This is a genomic window from Acetobacter sp. (genome assembly GCF_047723915.1).
Lineage (GTDB): Bacteria > Pseudomonadota > Alphaproteobacteria > Acetobacterales > Acetobacteraceae > Acetobacter.
This window is the reverse complement of sequence record NZ_JBDOBQ010000023.1, coordinates 1-15,256: the sequence shown is the minus strand read 5'-3', so window position 1 is coordinate 15,256 and position 15,256 is coordinate 1. Positions and strand designations below refer to the sequence as shown.

Annotated in this window: 12 protein-coding genes and 1 pseudogene; 8 read left to right on the top strand and 5 right to left on the bottom strand. The window is 63.8% G+C overall.

The window, feature by feature from the left end:
* Positions 1–59: 59 nt before the first annotated feature.
* Positions 60–1,190, bottom strand: coding sequence for a type III PLP-dependent enzyme (locus ABF990_RS11510; protein ID WP_415490892.1), 1,131 nt, complete (start codon positions 1,188–1,190; stop codon positions 60–62).
* 549 nt (positions 1,191–1,739) lie between these two features.
* Between ABF990_RS11510 and ABF990_RS11505 the strand changes: the two genes are divergently transcribed.
* Positions 1,740–2,786, top strand: a complete 1,047-nt coding sequence (locus tag ABF990_RS11505) for a YihY/virulence factor BrkB family protein (RefSeq protein WP_415490893.1) — start codon at positions 1,740–1,742, stop codon at positions 2,784–2,786.
* A gap of 200 nt (positions 2,787–2,986) precedes the next feature.
* Here the strand turns inward: ABF990_RS11505 and ABF990_RS11500 are convergent, their stop codons facing one another.
* Positions 2,987–3,628, bottom strand: coding sequence for a septal ring lytic transglycosylase RlpA family protein (locus tag ABF990_RS11500; protein ID WP_415490894.1), 642 nt, complete (start codon positions 3,626–3,628; stop codon positions 2,987–2,989).
* Between the two features lie 328 nt (positions 3,629–3,956).
* Between ABF990_RS11500 and aroQ the strand changes: the two genes are divergently transcribed.
* Genes aroQ through accC form a run of 3 tightly spaced genes read left to right on the top strand, consistent with a single transcriptional unit; the run spans position 3,957 to position 6,210 of the window.
* Positions 3,957–4,412, top strand: coding sequence for a type II 3-dehydroquinate dehydratase (gene aroQ, locus ABF990_RS11495; protein WP_415490895.1), 456 nt, complete (start codon positions 3,957–3,959; stop codon positions 4,410–4,412).
* Positions 4,409–4,864 (top strand): acetyl-CoA carboxylase biotin carboxyl carrier protein, encoded by a 456-nt coding sequence (locus ABF990_RS11490; RefSeq protein ID WP_415490896.1) that lies wholly within the window; start codon positions 4,409–4,411, stop codon positions 4,862–4,864. The genes aroQ and ABF990_RS11490 overlap by 4 nt, the downstream gene beginning before the upstream one ends.
* Complete coding sequence (gene accC, locus ABF990_RS11485; protein ID WP_415490897.1) at positions 4,864–6,210, top strand: acetyl-CoA carboxylase biotin carboxylase subunit; 1,347 nt, start codon at positions 4,864–4,866, stop codon at positions 6,208–6,210. Before ABF990_RS11490 ends, accC begins: the two co-directional genes overlap by 1 nt.
* A gap of 93 nt (positions 6,211–6,303) precedes the next feature.
* Here the strand turns inward: accC and ABF990_RS11480 are convergent, their stop codons facing one another.
* Entirely contained in the window at positions 6,304–6,462 is a 159-nt protein-coding gene (locus ABF990_RS11480; RefSeq protein ID WP_415490898.1) for a hypothetical protein, read from the bottom strand.
* A gap of 559 nt (positions 6,463–7,021) precedes the next feature.
* Between ABF990_RS11480 and ABF990_RS11475 the strand changes: the two genes are divergently transcribed.
* Both ABF990_RS11475 and ABF990_RS11470 read left to right on the top strand, forming a co-directional pair.
* Positions 7,022–7,420 (top strand): GlcG/HbpS family heme-binding protein, encoded by a 399-nt coding sequence (locus tag ABF990_RS11475; protein WP_415490899.1) that lies wholly within the window; start codon positions 7,022–7,024, stop codon positions 7,418–7,420.
* A 93-nt stretch (positions 7,421–7,513) separates the two neighbouring features.
* The gene (locus tag ABF990_RS11470) at positions 7,514–8,749 is read left to right on the top strand and encodes an MFS transporter (RefSeq protein ID WP_415490900.1); all 1,236 of its coding nucleotides are present in this window, start codon (positions 7,514–7,516) and stop codon (positions 8,747–8,749) included.
* A gap of 362 nt (positions 8,750–9,111) precedes the next feature.
* On the opposite strand, the gene ABF990_RS11465 is transcribed toward ABF990_RS11470, so the two are convergent.
* Positions 9,112–10,593, bottom strand: coding sequence for a sugar porter family MFS transporter (locus ABF990_RS11465; RefSeq protein ID WP_415490901.1), 1,482 nt, complete (start codon positions 10,591–10,593; stop codon positions 9,112–9,114).
* Between the two features lie 454 nt (positions 10,594–11,047).
* Here ABF990_RS11465 and thiC point away from each other — a divergent pair, with 454 nt between their 5' ends.
* Complete coding sequence (gene thiC, locus ABF990_RS11460; RefSeq protein ID WP_415490902.1) at positions 11,048–12,901, top strand: phosphomethylpyrimidine synthase ThiC; 1,854 nt, start codon at positions 11,048–11,050, stop codon at positions 12,899–12,901.
* A 421-nt stretch (positions 12,902–13,322) separates the two neighbouring features.
* Positions 13,323–14,882, top strand: coding sequence for an efflux transporter outer membrane subunit (locus tag ABF990_RS11455; RefSeq protein ID WP_415500163.1), 1,560 nt, complete (start codon positions 13,323–13,325; stop codon positions 14,880–14,882).
* A gap of 123 nt (positions 14,883–15,005) precedes the next feature.
* Here ABF990_RS11455 and ABF990_RS11450 read toward each other — a convergent pair.
* Positions 15,006–15,256 (bottom strand): annotated as a pseudogene (locus ABF990_RS11450) (hypothetical protein); the annotation flags it as partial.

The window sequence follows — 15,256 nt, the reverse complement described above, 5'->3', positions numbered from 1 at the left end:
CTTCCGCCCCGCGCCCTGCCAGCATTCCGGTGCGGGCCCACGGCCCTCACCCCGCCTTGTCAGATATAGTATTCACCCAGCGGGGCAAAACCGTTGAAACGGGTTGAACAATACGTGGACACATACGCCCCTGTGCCCAGCAGGTCCACCGTCTCGCCCGATTCCAGGTCCAGCGGCAGCTCGTAGCGGGTTTTCTCGTACATGATATCCGCACCGTCGCAGGTCGGGCCCGCAAGGGCGACCGGGCCGGAAGGCGCATTACCCCGGGCGGTGCGAATGGCGTAGCGGATGGATTCGTTTTCCGTTTCCGCCAGACCGCCAAAACGGCCGATATCCAGATACACCCAGCGCAGACCGTCCGTGCGACCACGCGCGCTCACTAGCACGACTTCCGACCGGACAACCCCGGCCTCGCCCACGATGAACCGGCCCGGCTCGACCAGCATCTCCGGCAGGGCATTGCCGAAATGCTCGGTCATGGCATGGCAGATCGCATGCGCGAAATGGTCGATCTCGGGCACGTCTTCACGATACCGAATCGGGAAGCCGCCACCCAGGTTGATCATGCGCAGTTCAAGCCCGGCCGCACTCAGGTCGGTGAACAGGCTCGCGACACGGCCAATGGCCGCCTCATACGCATCGGACGAAAGCTGCTGGCTGCCCACATGAAAGGACAGGCCATACGGGTCCAGACCGAGATCGCGGGCGGCGAGCATCAGCTCACGCGCGGATTCGATCGTGGTGCCGAACTTGCGCGACAGCGGCCATTCGGCCCCGTAATTGTCGACCAGCAGACGGCAGTAAACACGGCTGCCCGGTGCGTGACGGGCCAGTTTTTCCAGCTCTTCACGGCAGTCGAAAACGAACATCCGCACCCCGGCCTCGTAGGCGGCGCGGATGGCGGACACCTTCTTGACCGTGTTGCCGAAGGAAATGGCGTCCGGCTCGGCCCCGGCCTGCAGGCAGAGGGACACCTCTTCCCAGGAGGCGGCGTCGAAGCACGACCCCAGACCGACAAGGCGGCTGAGGATGGGCATGGCGGGGTTTGCCTTGACGGCGTAATAGATACGCGCCTGCGGCAGGGCCCGACCAAGGGCGCGATAGCGGGATTCAACCTCGTCGACATCGACGACAAGGCAAGGCGTTGCCGGTTTTTGTTCGGCGAGAAAACGGGTGATTTTGGGATTCATATCCCCACTCCCCCAGTTCAGGCTTCTCCTGCCAGTACAGCGGAGAAGGACGTTGCGAAACGGTCTAACGGACCAGCGACCAAAGGCGGATCACCCCAACCCGGGTAATCCCGATTGCCAGAACGCTTGACGTCGTTGCGTAACCTCAGAGGGCCAGTGGCACGTGCGTTGCTGCGTAGGGGCGTGCATATGAGGCCAAACCGACACAAGCGCAAGTGAAAAAAACAGCCAGAACGAAAAAACATGACTCACCTCCGCCTATGTCGATAAGACTGAGGACACCACCCTGTGTGTCAGAGCGCGCTGTTGCCGTTCGCACAGACTGTCTTCCACCATGCGCCAAGGCGTGCCGGGCACCCTGCCCGAGCGGCGCAAGTGGCCGATAACCGGGTTTTCCGCCAACAGGGACCGCCACGCGGTGCAGCACGCACCGCCCTTGACGCAAGACCGCCACCAGCCCGAATGAACCGGCATGCCGGTTTTGCGCTGTCCCGCCCCATCCGGCATCCGGTGCCGCCGGACCAGAGGAAAAAGGATACCTCATCTCCGATGCAGGCTCTCTGTCATATCGATTCCACGCGGCAGGACGACACGGCCGCACCACCGGTAGCGGACCCCCAGCACAGCCCCGACGGGCAGGAACGACAGGCGCCCGACCCTCTGGCCCACCCGGCGCGCCTGCGCCTGGGGGACTGGAAGACCATTCTGCGCCGCACCATCAAGAGCCTGATCTTCGGCCCCACGACACTGGTTGCCGCAGGCTGCGCCTTCTACAGCACGCTCTCGCTGTTTCCCGCCATCAGTTCCCTGATCTCGATCTACGGGCTGGCGTTCGACGTGCAGACCGTCGCCCCCCAGATGGACACGCTGCGCCACCTGCTGCCGCCAACCGCCTTTGCGCTGATCTACGACCGGGTGCAGACACTGGTGGCGGAACCCCACACATCCCTGACCATGAACCTGATCGTGTCGCTGACGGTGGCCCTGTGGTCCGCATCGGCCGCCACGCGTTCGATCATTTCAGCCCTCAACATGGCCTACAACGTGCATGAAAGCCGGAACTTCTTTGTCTTCCAGATCACGGCCTTCGCACTGACCCTGTCCGCGGTACTGGGTGCTGCCCTGACCATCGCGCTGATGGTGGCCATTCCCCTGCTGCTGACCCTGCCTGCCCTGCTGCATATTCCCACCCCGCCGGGGTCGGTGGACTTCATCGGGCGGTGGAGCGGGGCCGTTGTCATGTTCTCATTCGAGATCCTGGCTCTTTCAGCCCTGTACCGCTACGGCCCGAACCGTAAGCGCCGCACGCACTGGCGCTGGGTGCTGCCCGGCACCCTGGCCGCCACCGTGGCGTGGATCCTGTCCTCGCAGATGTTTTCCTATTACGTGGCGCATCTGGCCAGCTACAACGCGACCTACGGCTCGCTCGGGGCGGTAATCGCGACCATGATGTGGTTTTTCGTCACCGCCTGGGTGGTGCTGATGGGTGCTGAACTGAACGCGGAAATGGAAAGCTATGTCCATGGCCGCCAGCGCCCGATCGCCTGGCAGGATATGCCGCCCGACAAAGGCGCAAAAAGCACCGCCACACCCTGACCCGGTGCGGCGTAGCGGGCCGGACCCCGCTACGGTCCGCTACCCGACAGAACGGCCTGTCGTAAGAAAACACGCCCCGCAGGCGGTACGGTCACGGTCAATGAATGCCTAGCAAGCAAGCACTCCCGGGCCACTCAGGCAGTATGCATGGCCCGGTGCATAAGCAGGCCCGCGCGATCCTGCCTGCCCGGCGCGCAGGCTCAGTGCCGGGGACGGACCCGGTGCAGCGGCCTGCCATGCAGGGGGGCTGCGGCGCGCGCGGGGGATGCCTGCTCGTCAGCGGTTACAGATTCGGTTTCGGGGGCGGAGGCCACTTCCTCTGGCGTGGCTGTGGCAATGCGCACATGTGCCACACCGCTGCCCAGCATGCCGATCTGTGCGGCAGCGGCACGGGACAGGTCAATGACACGCCCACGGCTGTAGGGCCCGCGGTCGTTGACGGTCACAACCACCGAACGCCCCGTTTCCTCGGAGGTGACAAGCAGTTTGCTGCCAATGGGGGCGGTCGGGTGGGCGGCGGTCAGGTTATGCTTGTCGAACAGGGCACCCGATGAGGTGCGGCGATGGTGAAACCGCCCGCCGTACCAGCTTGCGACACCCGGCTGGTAGGAAATGTGCCGCGCGGAAAGCTGGCCTTCGGCAGGGGCGAAATCGGTCGAAATACCGTCCTGCCCCGCGCGCGCGGCCAGCGCCCGGTTGACGGAATCGGCCCAGGCCGTCCCGCTGTCTTCCGTATCGGCCGTATCCGCGGCATGGGCGGTACGGACCATGATCCCACCGCTCGCAGTCTGGGCGGTGAAGAGGAACACACTTCCAAGAAGTGCCCGGCGCAGGGCTGACATCCGCCTGTTTACTCCGTTTGTCTGTCACGATCGAGCCCGTAGAAGACCGATTCCGATCCACGAAAGTCAATCTTTTTTCGTCCGCGACGGCACAGTTGTGGCCATTTGGCCTGATCTGCCAGCCCGTCATGGCGGAAATATGGCGCCAGTCATGCCCCACGGGTCTGGGGTGCCATACGCCGCACGGACTGCACTGGAACAGACGCGCGCCAGACCCCGGCGGTTCCGCCAGGGCGTGTTCGGGGGCGTGTTCGGGGGGCGTTTTTTAGCCCGGAGCTTCTGTCCTCTCTTGGATAGCGCCCGCCATCGTGCTACGGCCCGCTCTACCATGGAAAGACCCCTCATTGCTGTCCTGAACGGCCCCAACCTGAACATGCTCGGCCAGCGCCAGCCCGAAGTCTACGGGCGGGCAACGCTGGACGACGTGGAACAGCTCTGCCTGCGTACGGCCGAAAAGCTGGGTCTGGCGATCGATTTCCGCCAGACGAACATCGAAGGCGAACTGATTTCGTGGGTGCAGGAATGCCGCAGGCGTGCCCAGGGTATCGTTATCAACCCGGCGGGATATACCCATACATCCATTGCGCTGCTTGATGCGTTACTGGCCACGGACCTGCCGGTCATAGAGGTACATATCTCCAACATTCACCGCCGCGAGCCATTCCGCCACCACTCCTACGTATCGCGCGCCGCCACCGGCGTTATCTGCGGACTAGGCGTGGGGGGGTATTCTCTGGCATTGCAGGCAATGACTGATCTTATTGTGCGTGAGGAAAACCAATGAGCGGACTGCTCGTGGATGCGGATGCCATTCGGGCTCTCGCTGAAATTCTGACCCAGACCGGCCTGACCGAAATCGAGGTCGCCGAAAAGGACAGCCGCATTCGCGTCGCGCGCATGCCCGCCCCCGTGCAGGCGGCAGCACCCGCGCCGGCAGCGGCCCCCATTGCGGCCCCGGCGGCAGCGCCCGTGCCCGCCGCCCCGGCCGATCTCGCGCGCCATCCGGGTGCCGTGTCCAGCCCCATGGTGGGTGTGGCCTATCTGGCGCCCGACCCGTCATCTCCCCCGTTCGTGACGGAAGGGCAGGTCGTGTCCGCCGGGCAGACGCTGATGCTGATTGAAGCCATGAAAACCTTCAACCAGATCAAGGCCCCCAAGGGCGGCACGCTCAAATCCATGCTGGTTGTCTCGGGCGACCCGGTGGAATTCGGCCAGCCACTTGCCATTATCGAGTAATGTTTTCCAAGATCCTTATCGCCAATCGCGGCGAAATCGCCCTTCGTGTCCTGCGCGCCTGCCGGGAGCTTGGCATCAAGACCGTGGCCGTCCACTCCACCGCGGATGCGGACGCCATGCATGTGCGCCTGGCGGATGAGGCCGTGTGTATCGGCCCCGCCTCCTCGCGCGAGTCGTACCTGAATGTGGCGGCCATCCTGTCCGCAGCCACCATCACCGGGGCGGAAGCCATTCACCCCGGCTACGGCTTTCTGTCCGAAAATGCCGATTTTGCCGAAACGGTGGAGGCCCACGGCCTGACCTTTATCGGCCCCACGGCGGAACATATCCGCATGATGGGCGACAAGATCACCGCCAAGACCACCATGCTGGCCCTGGGCGTGCCCCTGGTTCCCGGTTCGGACGGTGAACTGGCAACGCTGGACGATGCGCGGGACGTCGCGGCCCGCGTGGGCTACCCGGTGCTGATCAAGGCGGCGGCGGGTGGCGGCGGACGCGGCATGAAAGTGGCGCAGTCGGCCGACGAACTGGCCGATGCGTGGAACATGGCCCGGACCGAAGCCCGTGCGGCTTTCGGCAACGACGCCGTGTATCTTGAAAAATACATGGACCGCCCGCGCCATATCGAACTGCAGATCCTGGGCGACAATTACGGCAACGTGGTGCATTTTGGCGAACGTGACTGCTCGCTCCAGCGCCGCCACCAGAAACTGCTTGAGGAAGCGGGGTCCCCCGCCATCAGCGCCGAACAGCGCGACGCCATTGGCCGCACCGCGACCGAGGCCCTGTCACGCATGGGCTACCGTAATGCAGGCACGCTGGAGTTCCTGTACCAGGACGGGCAGTTCTGCTTCATTGAAATGAACACCCGCCTGCAGGTCGAACACCCCGTGACCGAAATGGTGTGCGACGTGGACCTCGTGCGCGAACAGATCCGTCTGGCTGCGGGCGAAAAGCTTGGCTACACGCAGGACGACGTGACCTTTTCGGGTCATGCGATCGAATGCCGTATCAACGCGGAAGACCCCGCCACCTTCGCCCCCTGCCCCGGCACGGTGGCGGTGTACCACCCGCCGGGCGGGCTTGGTGTGCGGGTGGACAGCGCATTGTATACCGGCTACCGCGTGCCGCCGTTCTATGACAGCATGATCGCCAAGCTGATCGTGCATGCTCCTACGCGTGAACAGGCCATTGCCCGCATGCAGCGCGCACTGGATGAATTTGTGGTGGAAGGGATCAAGACCGTCATCCCCCTGCACCGCCAGATTCTCGACGACCCCCAGTTCCGCAAGGGGGATTACACCATCCACTGGCTGGAACAGTTCACAGCCAGCCTTCAGGGCTGAACGCTCGCCCCCTCTCTGCCACGCAGCGAGGGGGCTGGCCCGCATGCGGCACCTGAACCACGCCCCGATTCCCCGTACCGACAGGCCGGGAAATCAGGCGCGGAACAGGCCAGAGAGGGGGCACAGCGGCAGGCTCTGGCAGGCCGCAGGCAGTATGGGCGTGTCATCGGGCAGTTCCGCTGCGTAAGATGTTCCGCGACCCGTGCTGGCGAAAAACGCCACACCGATAACGCCATCGTGACGCTTGCCCACAAGCTCCGCACCGGGCGGCAGCACCCGGCATGGCAGGTTGGCGCTGAATTGACAAAAAACAGGACCGGAATCGGGTTTTACGGACCGGCCGCCACGGGATGAAACACCCTGTCATGGCACTTTTCCATGATGCTTTCCGTGACGCTTTTCATGGCTGGGCAGTAAGCAGGACAGCGTGACAGATCGAACACGCCCCACCGCGCTCAAAGCCACGCCATAAGAATTTCATTTCACATCCGGCCGCTCATGTGATGTTGAAGAAGAGCAGCGCCCACGCCCCGGCCCTTGCCACCGGGGACGACCATTGGGGCAACCATCGGGAGCAGGGACCGGGAGCGACCATCCGGGCCGAGCACCGGGATCGAACACCGGGAGCAACACTGGCGGTCGACCAGCGGGGGCAATACCGGCTACCAGCCCGGTCCTGTTTCCGGCACTGACGTCCTCCAGCCACACAGGCCTTGGGTCACGGAGCGCGCGACGCCCGTCTCGGGTCGTCGGCAACGGGGCATCCGGCACAGGTTCGGGCGCCTTTTTCCATAGTACGAAGGGTAACGACATGCAGCTTTCCTCTGCCACCACCATGCTTGCCGCGGCCGTGGCCCACGCCGAACATCTGGGTGTCAGGGTCTGTATTTCCATTGTGGATGCAACCGCATGGCCCGTGGCGTTCATGCGCATGGATGGCACCATTCTGGGTGCGATCGATGTCGCCAACAAAAAGGCCCGCACGGCAACGCTGTTCCAGATGGACAGCGCCGACTTTGCACGGATTGCCCGCCCGGACGGCGTGGCCTATTCGCTGGAAAACACCAATGGCGGGCTGACCAGCTTTGGCGGCGGGCTGACGATCAGGGACACGAACGGCACCTGCCTGGGGGCGATTGGCGTATCAGGTGCCTCGACCGAGGATGACATCGCCATTGCCCGCGCGGCCCTTCTCGCCCTGAGCCCCTAAACCCCTGCCCCCTGACACGCCAAACCTCTGCCCGCAAACCTCTGGCATCCTGATCTTTGGCACCCTGACCACATTTTCTTCCCGGGTTTTTTCATGACAACCGACATACATCTCTCTCCAGGTGACGCGATCCGGATCGCGCCGCCGCACGGGCGCCGTGCCGCCCTGTTCATCCTGACCTTCTGCACCTTTGTCGTCGGCACGGGAGAGTTCGCCATTATGGGCATGCTCCCCGAATTTGCGGCGTCACTCCATCTTTCCGAGGCCGATGCCGGTTACGCCATCACGGCCTACGCGCTTGGGGTTGTCGTGGGCGCGCCCCTTATCACCATTCTGGGCGCGCGCCTGTCGCGGCGGGAATTGCTGCTGGGGCTGCTGGTCCTGTTCGTGGCAGGCAATGTCCTGAGCGTTCTCATGCCCACGGCAGGTCTGGTGGAAGTCGCGCGCTTCATCACCGGGCTGCCGCATGGCGCGCTGTTCGGTATTTCGGCGCTGGTCGCGGCATCCATGGTGGAACCGTCCCGACGGGGCTGGGCCGTGGGCCGCGTGCTGTCGGGCATTGCCATCTCGACCCTGATCGGCGCGCCGTTCTCGACCTTTGCGGCCGATCATCTGGGCTGGCGGGTCGCGTATCTGATCATTGGCGTGTTCGGTCTTGTGACCTGTGCCGGGGTCTGGCGCTACATCCCCGCCGACCGCCCCAACCGCACCAACTCCCCGCTCCGGGAAATTGCAGCACTGGGCAACGCGCAGGTGCTTTTGACACTGCTGACCGCGGCCGTGGGTTTTGGCGGCATGTTCGCGCTCTACGCCTATCTGACGAGCGTGCTCGAAAACGTGACGCATGTACCCGAATGGATGGTCATGCTCTTCATGATCGTGTGGGGGATGGGCATGCTGGCCGGGGCCAATATCGGCGCCTGGATCGTGGACCGCAATCTCGATCTGGCGGTAATGCTCGCCCTGGGCGGCAGTGCCGCGGTGATGCTGGTCTTCCCCGTCGTACTGCACAATACGACCGGGCTGATGATTGACGTGTTCCTGGTGCCGACCTTCGTGACCGCGCTGGGGCCGGCCCTGCAAACCCGGCTGATGGATTTCGCGGGGGATGGGCAGACACTGGCCGCGTCGCTCAACCATTCGGCTTTCAACATCGCCAACGCGCTGGGGGCATCCCTCGGCAGCATGCTGCTGGCCAGCCATTTCGGCTATGGATCGCTGGGCATAGGTGGCGCGCTGCTGTCCGTGGCGGGGCTGCTCGTCTATCTGGTGGCACTTTTCCTGCTCCGCAAAAGTGGAGCAACCGAAATACGCCAGGGCATAGGCTGACCCCAGACCGGGTTCACCCCGCAGGGGGCACAGCGCAACCGGGATCATGACACGGCTCGCGCCGCCCCGTGCCGTTGCAGACATACGCGACCTCGCGCAAGCCCCTGCCCCCGGTGCCGACCGGGCAGCGCCCACCCGGTCGGTTGCCCAGTCCGCCAGCCCGGTCCGCTAGCCAGTCGGCAACCCGGCCATCTGCCCGGTCGTCCGGCAGGACCGGGCCATCCGGGCCAGCCCACCCAAGGGCGGCCCACCCGGGGCCAGGTCACCCGGGGCGATTTCACCCGGGGCCGGCCTACCACAGGCCGATCGGCTCAGGGCCAGGTCCCACCGAACCAGCCCGACCGGCCGACCTGAACCGATGGTCAGGCCATTTCCGCACCGTCCTGGCGGGCAACTTCGTCTTCCGTCAGGATACGGCGATGATTCTGCGCGGTTGGCGTAAAGTCTCCCCGGCGCAGGGCGCTCTCGATTTCCTCCAGCGTTGCCCCCGCCGTCTCGGGCACGAAGAAATAGACAAACACCACGGACGCCAGATTGACCCCGGCATAAAGCCACATGGTGCCCCCCAGCGAGATCAGTTGCACCAGTGTCAGCGCCGTGGCGGTCACCAGCAGGTCAGCCCCCCACAGAACCCCCGCATGCACGCTGGTTGCAGCCGCACGCATGGGCAGGGGGAACAGTTCCGCCCCCAACAGCCAGCCCACGACCTGAATACCGCCGGAATTGAACACCATGAACAGCAACAGAAACACGACAATCATCCAGCTGCCCACGCTGCCCTTGTCAGGGTGCAGCGCAAAGACCAGCCCAAGACCCAGCAGGCTGAGCACCGAACCCGGCCCCATGATGAGCACGAGCCTGCGCCGCCCGATCCGGTCGACGAACAGGCACCCCAGCAGGGTCATGACCAGATAGACCATGGCCACGCCAAGGCTGGTCAGCAGGGCGGAGGACTGGCCGAACCCGGCGTCGGACAGGAAGGTGGGGGTGTAGTAGATCATCATCTCCAGGCCGCCAGCCTGGGTGAAAAAGGCAATGCCAAGGGCCGCGACAAGGGCGGGCCGCACCCACGGCAGCATAAGCCCTTTCCAGCCCCGTTCGTCATCTTCCATCCCCACGACACTTTCGTGGATTTCGGTAATTTCGCGCTGGATGGCCTTGCGGGAGGACCGGACACGGCCAAGCTGTTCGACGGCGGATGTCAGCCCTTCGTTCTCGGCGGTCCAGCGCGGGCTCTTGGGCAGGAAGAACATGCAGATGAAAACAAAAGCCGCGGGTCCCGCCGCGATCATGACCATGGGCCGCCAGCCCCAGGCGTCACGCATGGTAAAGCCCACCAGATTGGCCAGAAAAATGCCAACGCCAATGGCGACATTGAACAGCGTGACCAGATTGCCGCGCTTGGCCGCCGGAGCCAGTTCAGAAATATAGGTGGGCACGACCTGCGTAGCCCCACCCACGGCAAGCCCGAGGAACACGCGGGCCACGACAAGCGTTGTGACGTCTGGCGCCTGCCCACAGGCCACAGCCCCCACGACGAAAACCGCCGTCACTACCATGACCGAAACACGACGGCCGAACTTTTCAGATAACCACGAGATTCCCATTGCGCCAAGAACGGCACCGACCAGAATCGCGGAAGTAACCATTTCCTCCTGCCCGGCCGTAAGATGGAAATCTTTGGTTATCAGCAATAGAGCACCAGAAATTATCCCGGTATCGTAGCCATAAAGGCCACCACATATCGCGGATACAAAAGCAGCCGCCCATAATACGCGGTTGGCGTTGGGCGACATTTCCAGATTCTTTACCGCATCGAGCGCGTGTTTCTTTTCTGTTTTCATGGCTAAAGCATGACAGACTCAGAAAAAACTTTACACCTTAAATTTTTTTATTTATTAGCACAGTCGGGACAGTGCATGCCAAATACGCTTGTCAGCCTTGCGCGATCATGAACAATCCGTAGACGTTTTTGGTTTCCCTGTGAATTTTCTTGACAGTTACAGAGGCTTGTCTATCTGATTAAGCCAACCAAGGGGGGTTCCGGCAAGGAACTGAGAGGCCACTTCATGCACCGTAACAGGGGCACCGTGGCGACCCTGCCGCCAGTGGCATACGGCTTCTGGCGGGGAACCTGATCCGGCTTATACCGGCGGAGGGACTGGTGCCTGAAGACACAATGCCCGCAGGCCGGGGCCGTGCATGACAGCACGGCCGTTCGTGCCCAGGGCACGGGACCATGGGCTTGCCCTATGGCTGGTGTTTCGGGCCTGTCCTCCTCGGCGGAGGAGAATTCTGATGTCTTTAACCGATACCGCATCCCCCCCACACACCACGGCATCCGACCCCAATGGCCCCGGCCGGGTCACGACCGGCCCCCTGCGCGGGTCGGCCAAGGTCTACACCAGCCCGGCCGGACGGCCCGATATCCGCGTGCCGTTCCGCGATATCACGCTCGACCCGTCCGCGAAGGAAGCGCCGCTAAGGGTCTACGACACCTCCGGCCCCTATACGGACCCCGCAATCGCGATCGACGTGCGCAAGGGCCTGCCCCCTGTGCGGGCCGCCTGGCTTGCCGCGCGCGGGTTCGAGGCGGTTACGCCGCGCGCCATCCGCCCCGAAGACAACGGCCATGCCGAAGGTGCTTACCTGGTACAGCCCTGCCCCGCGCCGCATGCGGTCTACAAGGCAAGGCCGGACCAGCCTGTCACGCAGTATGAATTCGCCAAGGCCGGGATCATCACCGATGAGATGATCTATGTTGCCCACCGTGAAAACCTGGGCCGCCAGCAGGCCGCAGAAGGGGCCGCCACCCGCCTGCAGGACGGACAGTCCTTTGGCGCGGCGCTGCCCGAATTTGTCACGCCGGAATTCGTGCGTGACGAAATCGCGCGCGGGCGGGCCATTATTCCGGCCAACATCAACCACCCCGAGCTTGAACCGGTTATTATCGGGCGCAACTTCCTGGTGAAGGTCAACGCCAATATCGGCAATTCGGCCGTGACATCCTCCGCCGCCGAGGAAGTCGAAAAACTGGTCTGGGCCATTCGCTGGGGGGCCGACACGGTCATGGACCTCTCGACCGGGCGTAATATCCATAACATCCGCGACTGGATCCTGCGCAACTCCCCCACGCCCATCGGCACCGTGCCCATGTACCAGGCGCTGGAGAAAGTGGGCGGCGACGTCACCAGACTGGACTGGCCGGTGTTCCGCGACACGCTGATCGAACAGGCCGAACAGGGGGTGGATTACTTTACCATCCATGCCGGGGTACGCCTGGCCCATGTGCCGCTGACCGCCAACCGTGTCACCGGCATTGTCTCGCGCGGTGGCTCCATCATGGCAAGCTGGTGCCTGAACGGGCACCGCGAGAGCTTCCTGTATGAGCATTTCGAAGAAATCTGCGACATCATGCGCGCCTACGATGTCTCTTTCTCTCTGGGCGACGGCCTGCGCCCCGGCAGCATTGCCGATGCAAACGACGCCGCCCAGTTCGCGGAACTGGAAACCCTGGGCGAACTGACCGAGATCGCCTGGGCCAAGGGCTGTCAGGTCATGATCGAAGGGCCGGGCCATGTGCCCATGCACAAGATCAAGGAAAACATGGACAAGCAGTTGCGCGACTGCAAGGAAGCGCCCTTTTACACGCTTGGCCCGCTGACCACCGACATCGCCCCCGGTTACGACCATATTACGTCCGCCATCGGGGCCGCCATGATCGGCTGGTTCGGCACGTCCATGCTCTGCTACGTGACCCCCAAGGAGCATCTGGGCCTGCCCGACCGCAATGACGTGAAAACCGGCGTCATTACCTACCGGATCGCAGCCCATGCGGCGGATCTGGCGAAAGGCCACCCGGCGGCCAAACTGCGCGACGACGCGCTGAGCCGCGCACGCTTTTCCTTCCGGTGGGAGGACCAGTTCAACCTCTCGCTCGATCCCGACACGGCCTGCGCGTATCATGACGAGACCATGCCGCGCGAGGCGCACAAGACCGCGCATTTCTGCTCCATGTGCGGGCCGAAATTCTGTTCCATGCGGATCAGCCACGACCTGAAGGATGAAGCCATCCGCCTCAAGGGCCTGGAAGAGAAAAGCGAGGAATTCCGCCTTGCTGGCGGCAAGGTTTACGTGCCCGCGGCCGAATAGCCGCAAGCCCGCCCCTTACCGCAGGCACACCCCCGCGACCGCGCGCTCCGGCCCCCAAGGCTGGAGCGCGTTTTTTTGTCCCGGACACCGCGCGGCATAACCAGCGGCGGAAAGCCGCATGGCCGCGCTGCATGGCCAGCAGGATTATGAAAGTTTCGTGATTGCCCTTGACCGCGCCGCCTCAAAGCCTGCCTAGCATCGTGCAGAACAGGGTCAGGCAGGCGGGCCGATGCAAGCGGCTGCCTTGATTGCGCCGGAATACTCTGTACAAAAACAGGATCAGGGTACGGGATCGGGATGTACGATATCCCGCTCACGGATGTCCGGCAGGGGACAGGCCACTTCAATTAAGGTCGACCAGCACTGTATCGGGGTGCTGGAACAGGTTTGTGGCCACTGTGCCAGGTGCTAGCAAAGGCGGATGATGGCGCGCGTTCTCGATTACCGCTCGGTGCTGGCAGCCTTTGTCGCCGCATCGCTGACAGGCTGTTCCGTCGGACCGGATTTTCATCGCCCGACACTTGAGGGCAAGGTACGCTACCAGCCCGGCCCGGCCCCGACCGCCGTGCAGGCAACGTCCCTGCCCGGCCAGATCACGCAAAGCCAGGGCCTTGTGCAGGGCGGCGATGTCAGCGGGGACTGGTGGACCCTGTTCGGCGTTCCCGAACTGAACACGCTGGTCGAGCGCGCGCGCGCCAACAACCCGTCCCTGCAAAGCGCGCAGACAACGCTCAAAGCCGCATGGGAACAGGCCAAGGTTCAGGCCTCTCCCATGTTCCCCAGTATTTCGGCCATGTTCGAGCCCACGCGTAACAAGACCACGCGGGCGCTGTCACCCGTGCCGGCCAGTAACGGCTATCTCTACAACCTGCATACCCTGCAGCTTAACATTTCCTACGCACCCGATCTGTGGGGCGGCTTGCGCCGCCAGATCGAGGCCGCGGCCGCACAGGCCGAGGTACAGCGTTTCCAGCTTGAGGCGATGGTAAACACCATCATCAATTCGCTGCTGGTCGCGGTGCTGCAGCAGGCCAGCGCCAATGCGCAGATCGCGGTGCTGAATGACCAGATCGCCATACAAAAGGACATTCTGCGCATTCTGCAGGACCGTTACCGCCTGGGTGACGCCGCACTGGCCGATGTGCTGGCCCAGCAGACCGTGATGACAAACACGGCCGCCGCCCTGCCTCCCCTGAAACTCCTGGCCGAACAGGCCCACGACCAGATTGCGGTGCTGGTTGGCGTAACGCCCGACGCAGTGCTGCCCGAACCCCGGCTGGAGCAGTTCCACCTGCCCGGAACCCTGCCGGTTTCCCTGCCGTCGCAACTGCTGGAACAGCGCCCCGACGTGCGCGCGGCAGAGGCGCAGATGCATATCAACAGCGCGCAGGTGGGTGTGGCCATTGCCAACCGCCTGCCCAATGTCCAGCTTTCGGCCACGCCGGGCCAGGCTGTCAACGCCATGAGCCAGTTCTTCGCCCCCGGTTCCGGCAACTGGGAAATTGGCGCCATGGTGGCCCAGCCGCTTTTTCAGGGTTTTCAGCTCTGGCATCTGGAGCGGGAGGCGCGTGAGACGCTTCTGGCATCCAGCATGACCTATCGCGCAACGGTTCTGGGCGCGATCCAGAACGTGGCCGACGCCCTGCACGCCCTGCAGGACGACGCCGACACCCTGGCAGCCACGCAGCAGAGCGATATGACCGCCCAGCAGGGCGTTAAAATCACCCGTGCGCAGAACACGATGGGCGATGTCAGCGTCGCTATGGTGATGACCGTCGAACAACAGGCCCTGCTGGCCCGGCAGGCCCTGGTTCAGGCCCGGGTCGCCCGTTTTTCTGACACGGTCGGCCTGTTTCAGGCCCTTGGCGGGGGGTGGTGGCACCGCAATGACAGCGGCATGAAAAACCCGCCCGCGACATGGCAGGGCGTGTTTACAGCCGCCCCCGGCGCACCGGCCACCCCGGCCCGGACTGTAAACTGACGGCCCCGGACCGGTAGCCGCCTGCGCGGGACCATACCCGCCCGATAGCCTCCTCCCCGCTCTGGCTAGCCGCACCTGTCCGGGAGCAGACCCGCAGGGAGCATGGCCTGCGGGAGCCGGGAGTTATTTGCTGCCCGAAAACGTGTCGTGGAAACCCTGATCCACGCTATTGCCGACATTGCGACCGAACTTACCGATTTTCCGGCCCGTCTTGTCGCTCCACTGGCCAACATCCTGCGCGGCGCTGGTTGTTCCCTGGCGGGTTTTATCCCACACTTTCTCGGTCCCGCTCTTCGTCTTGTCCCAGGCCGTCTCGCTGCCGTTGCGGGTTTTGTCCCACGCCTTCTCGGTCCCGCTCTTCGTCTTGTCCCAGG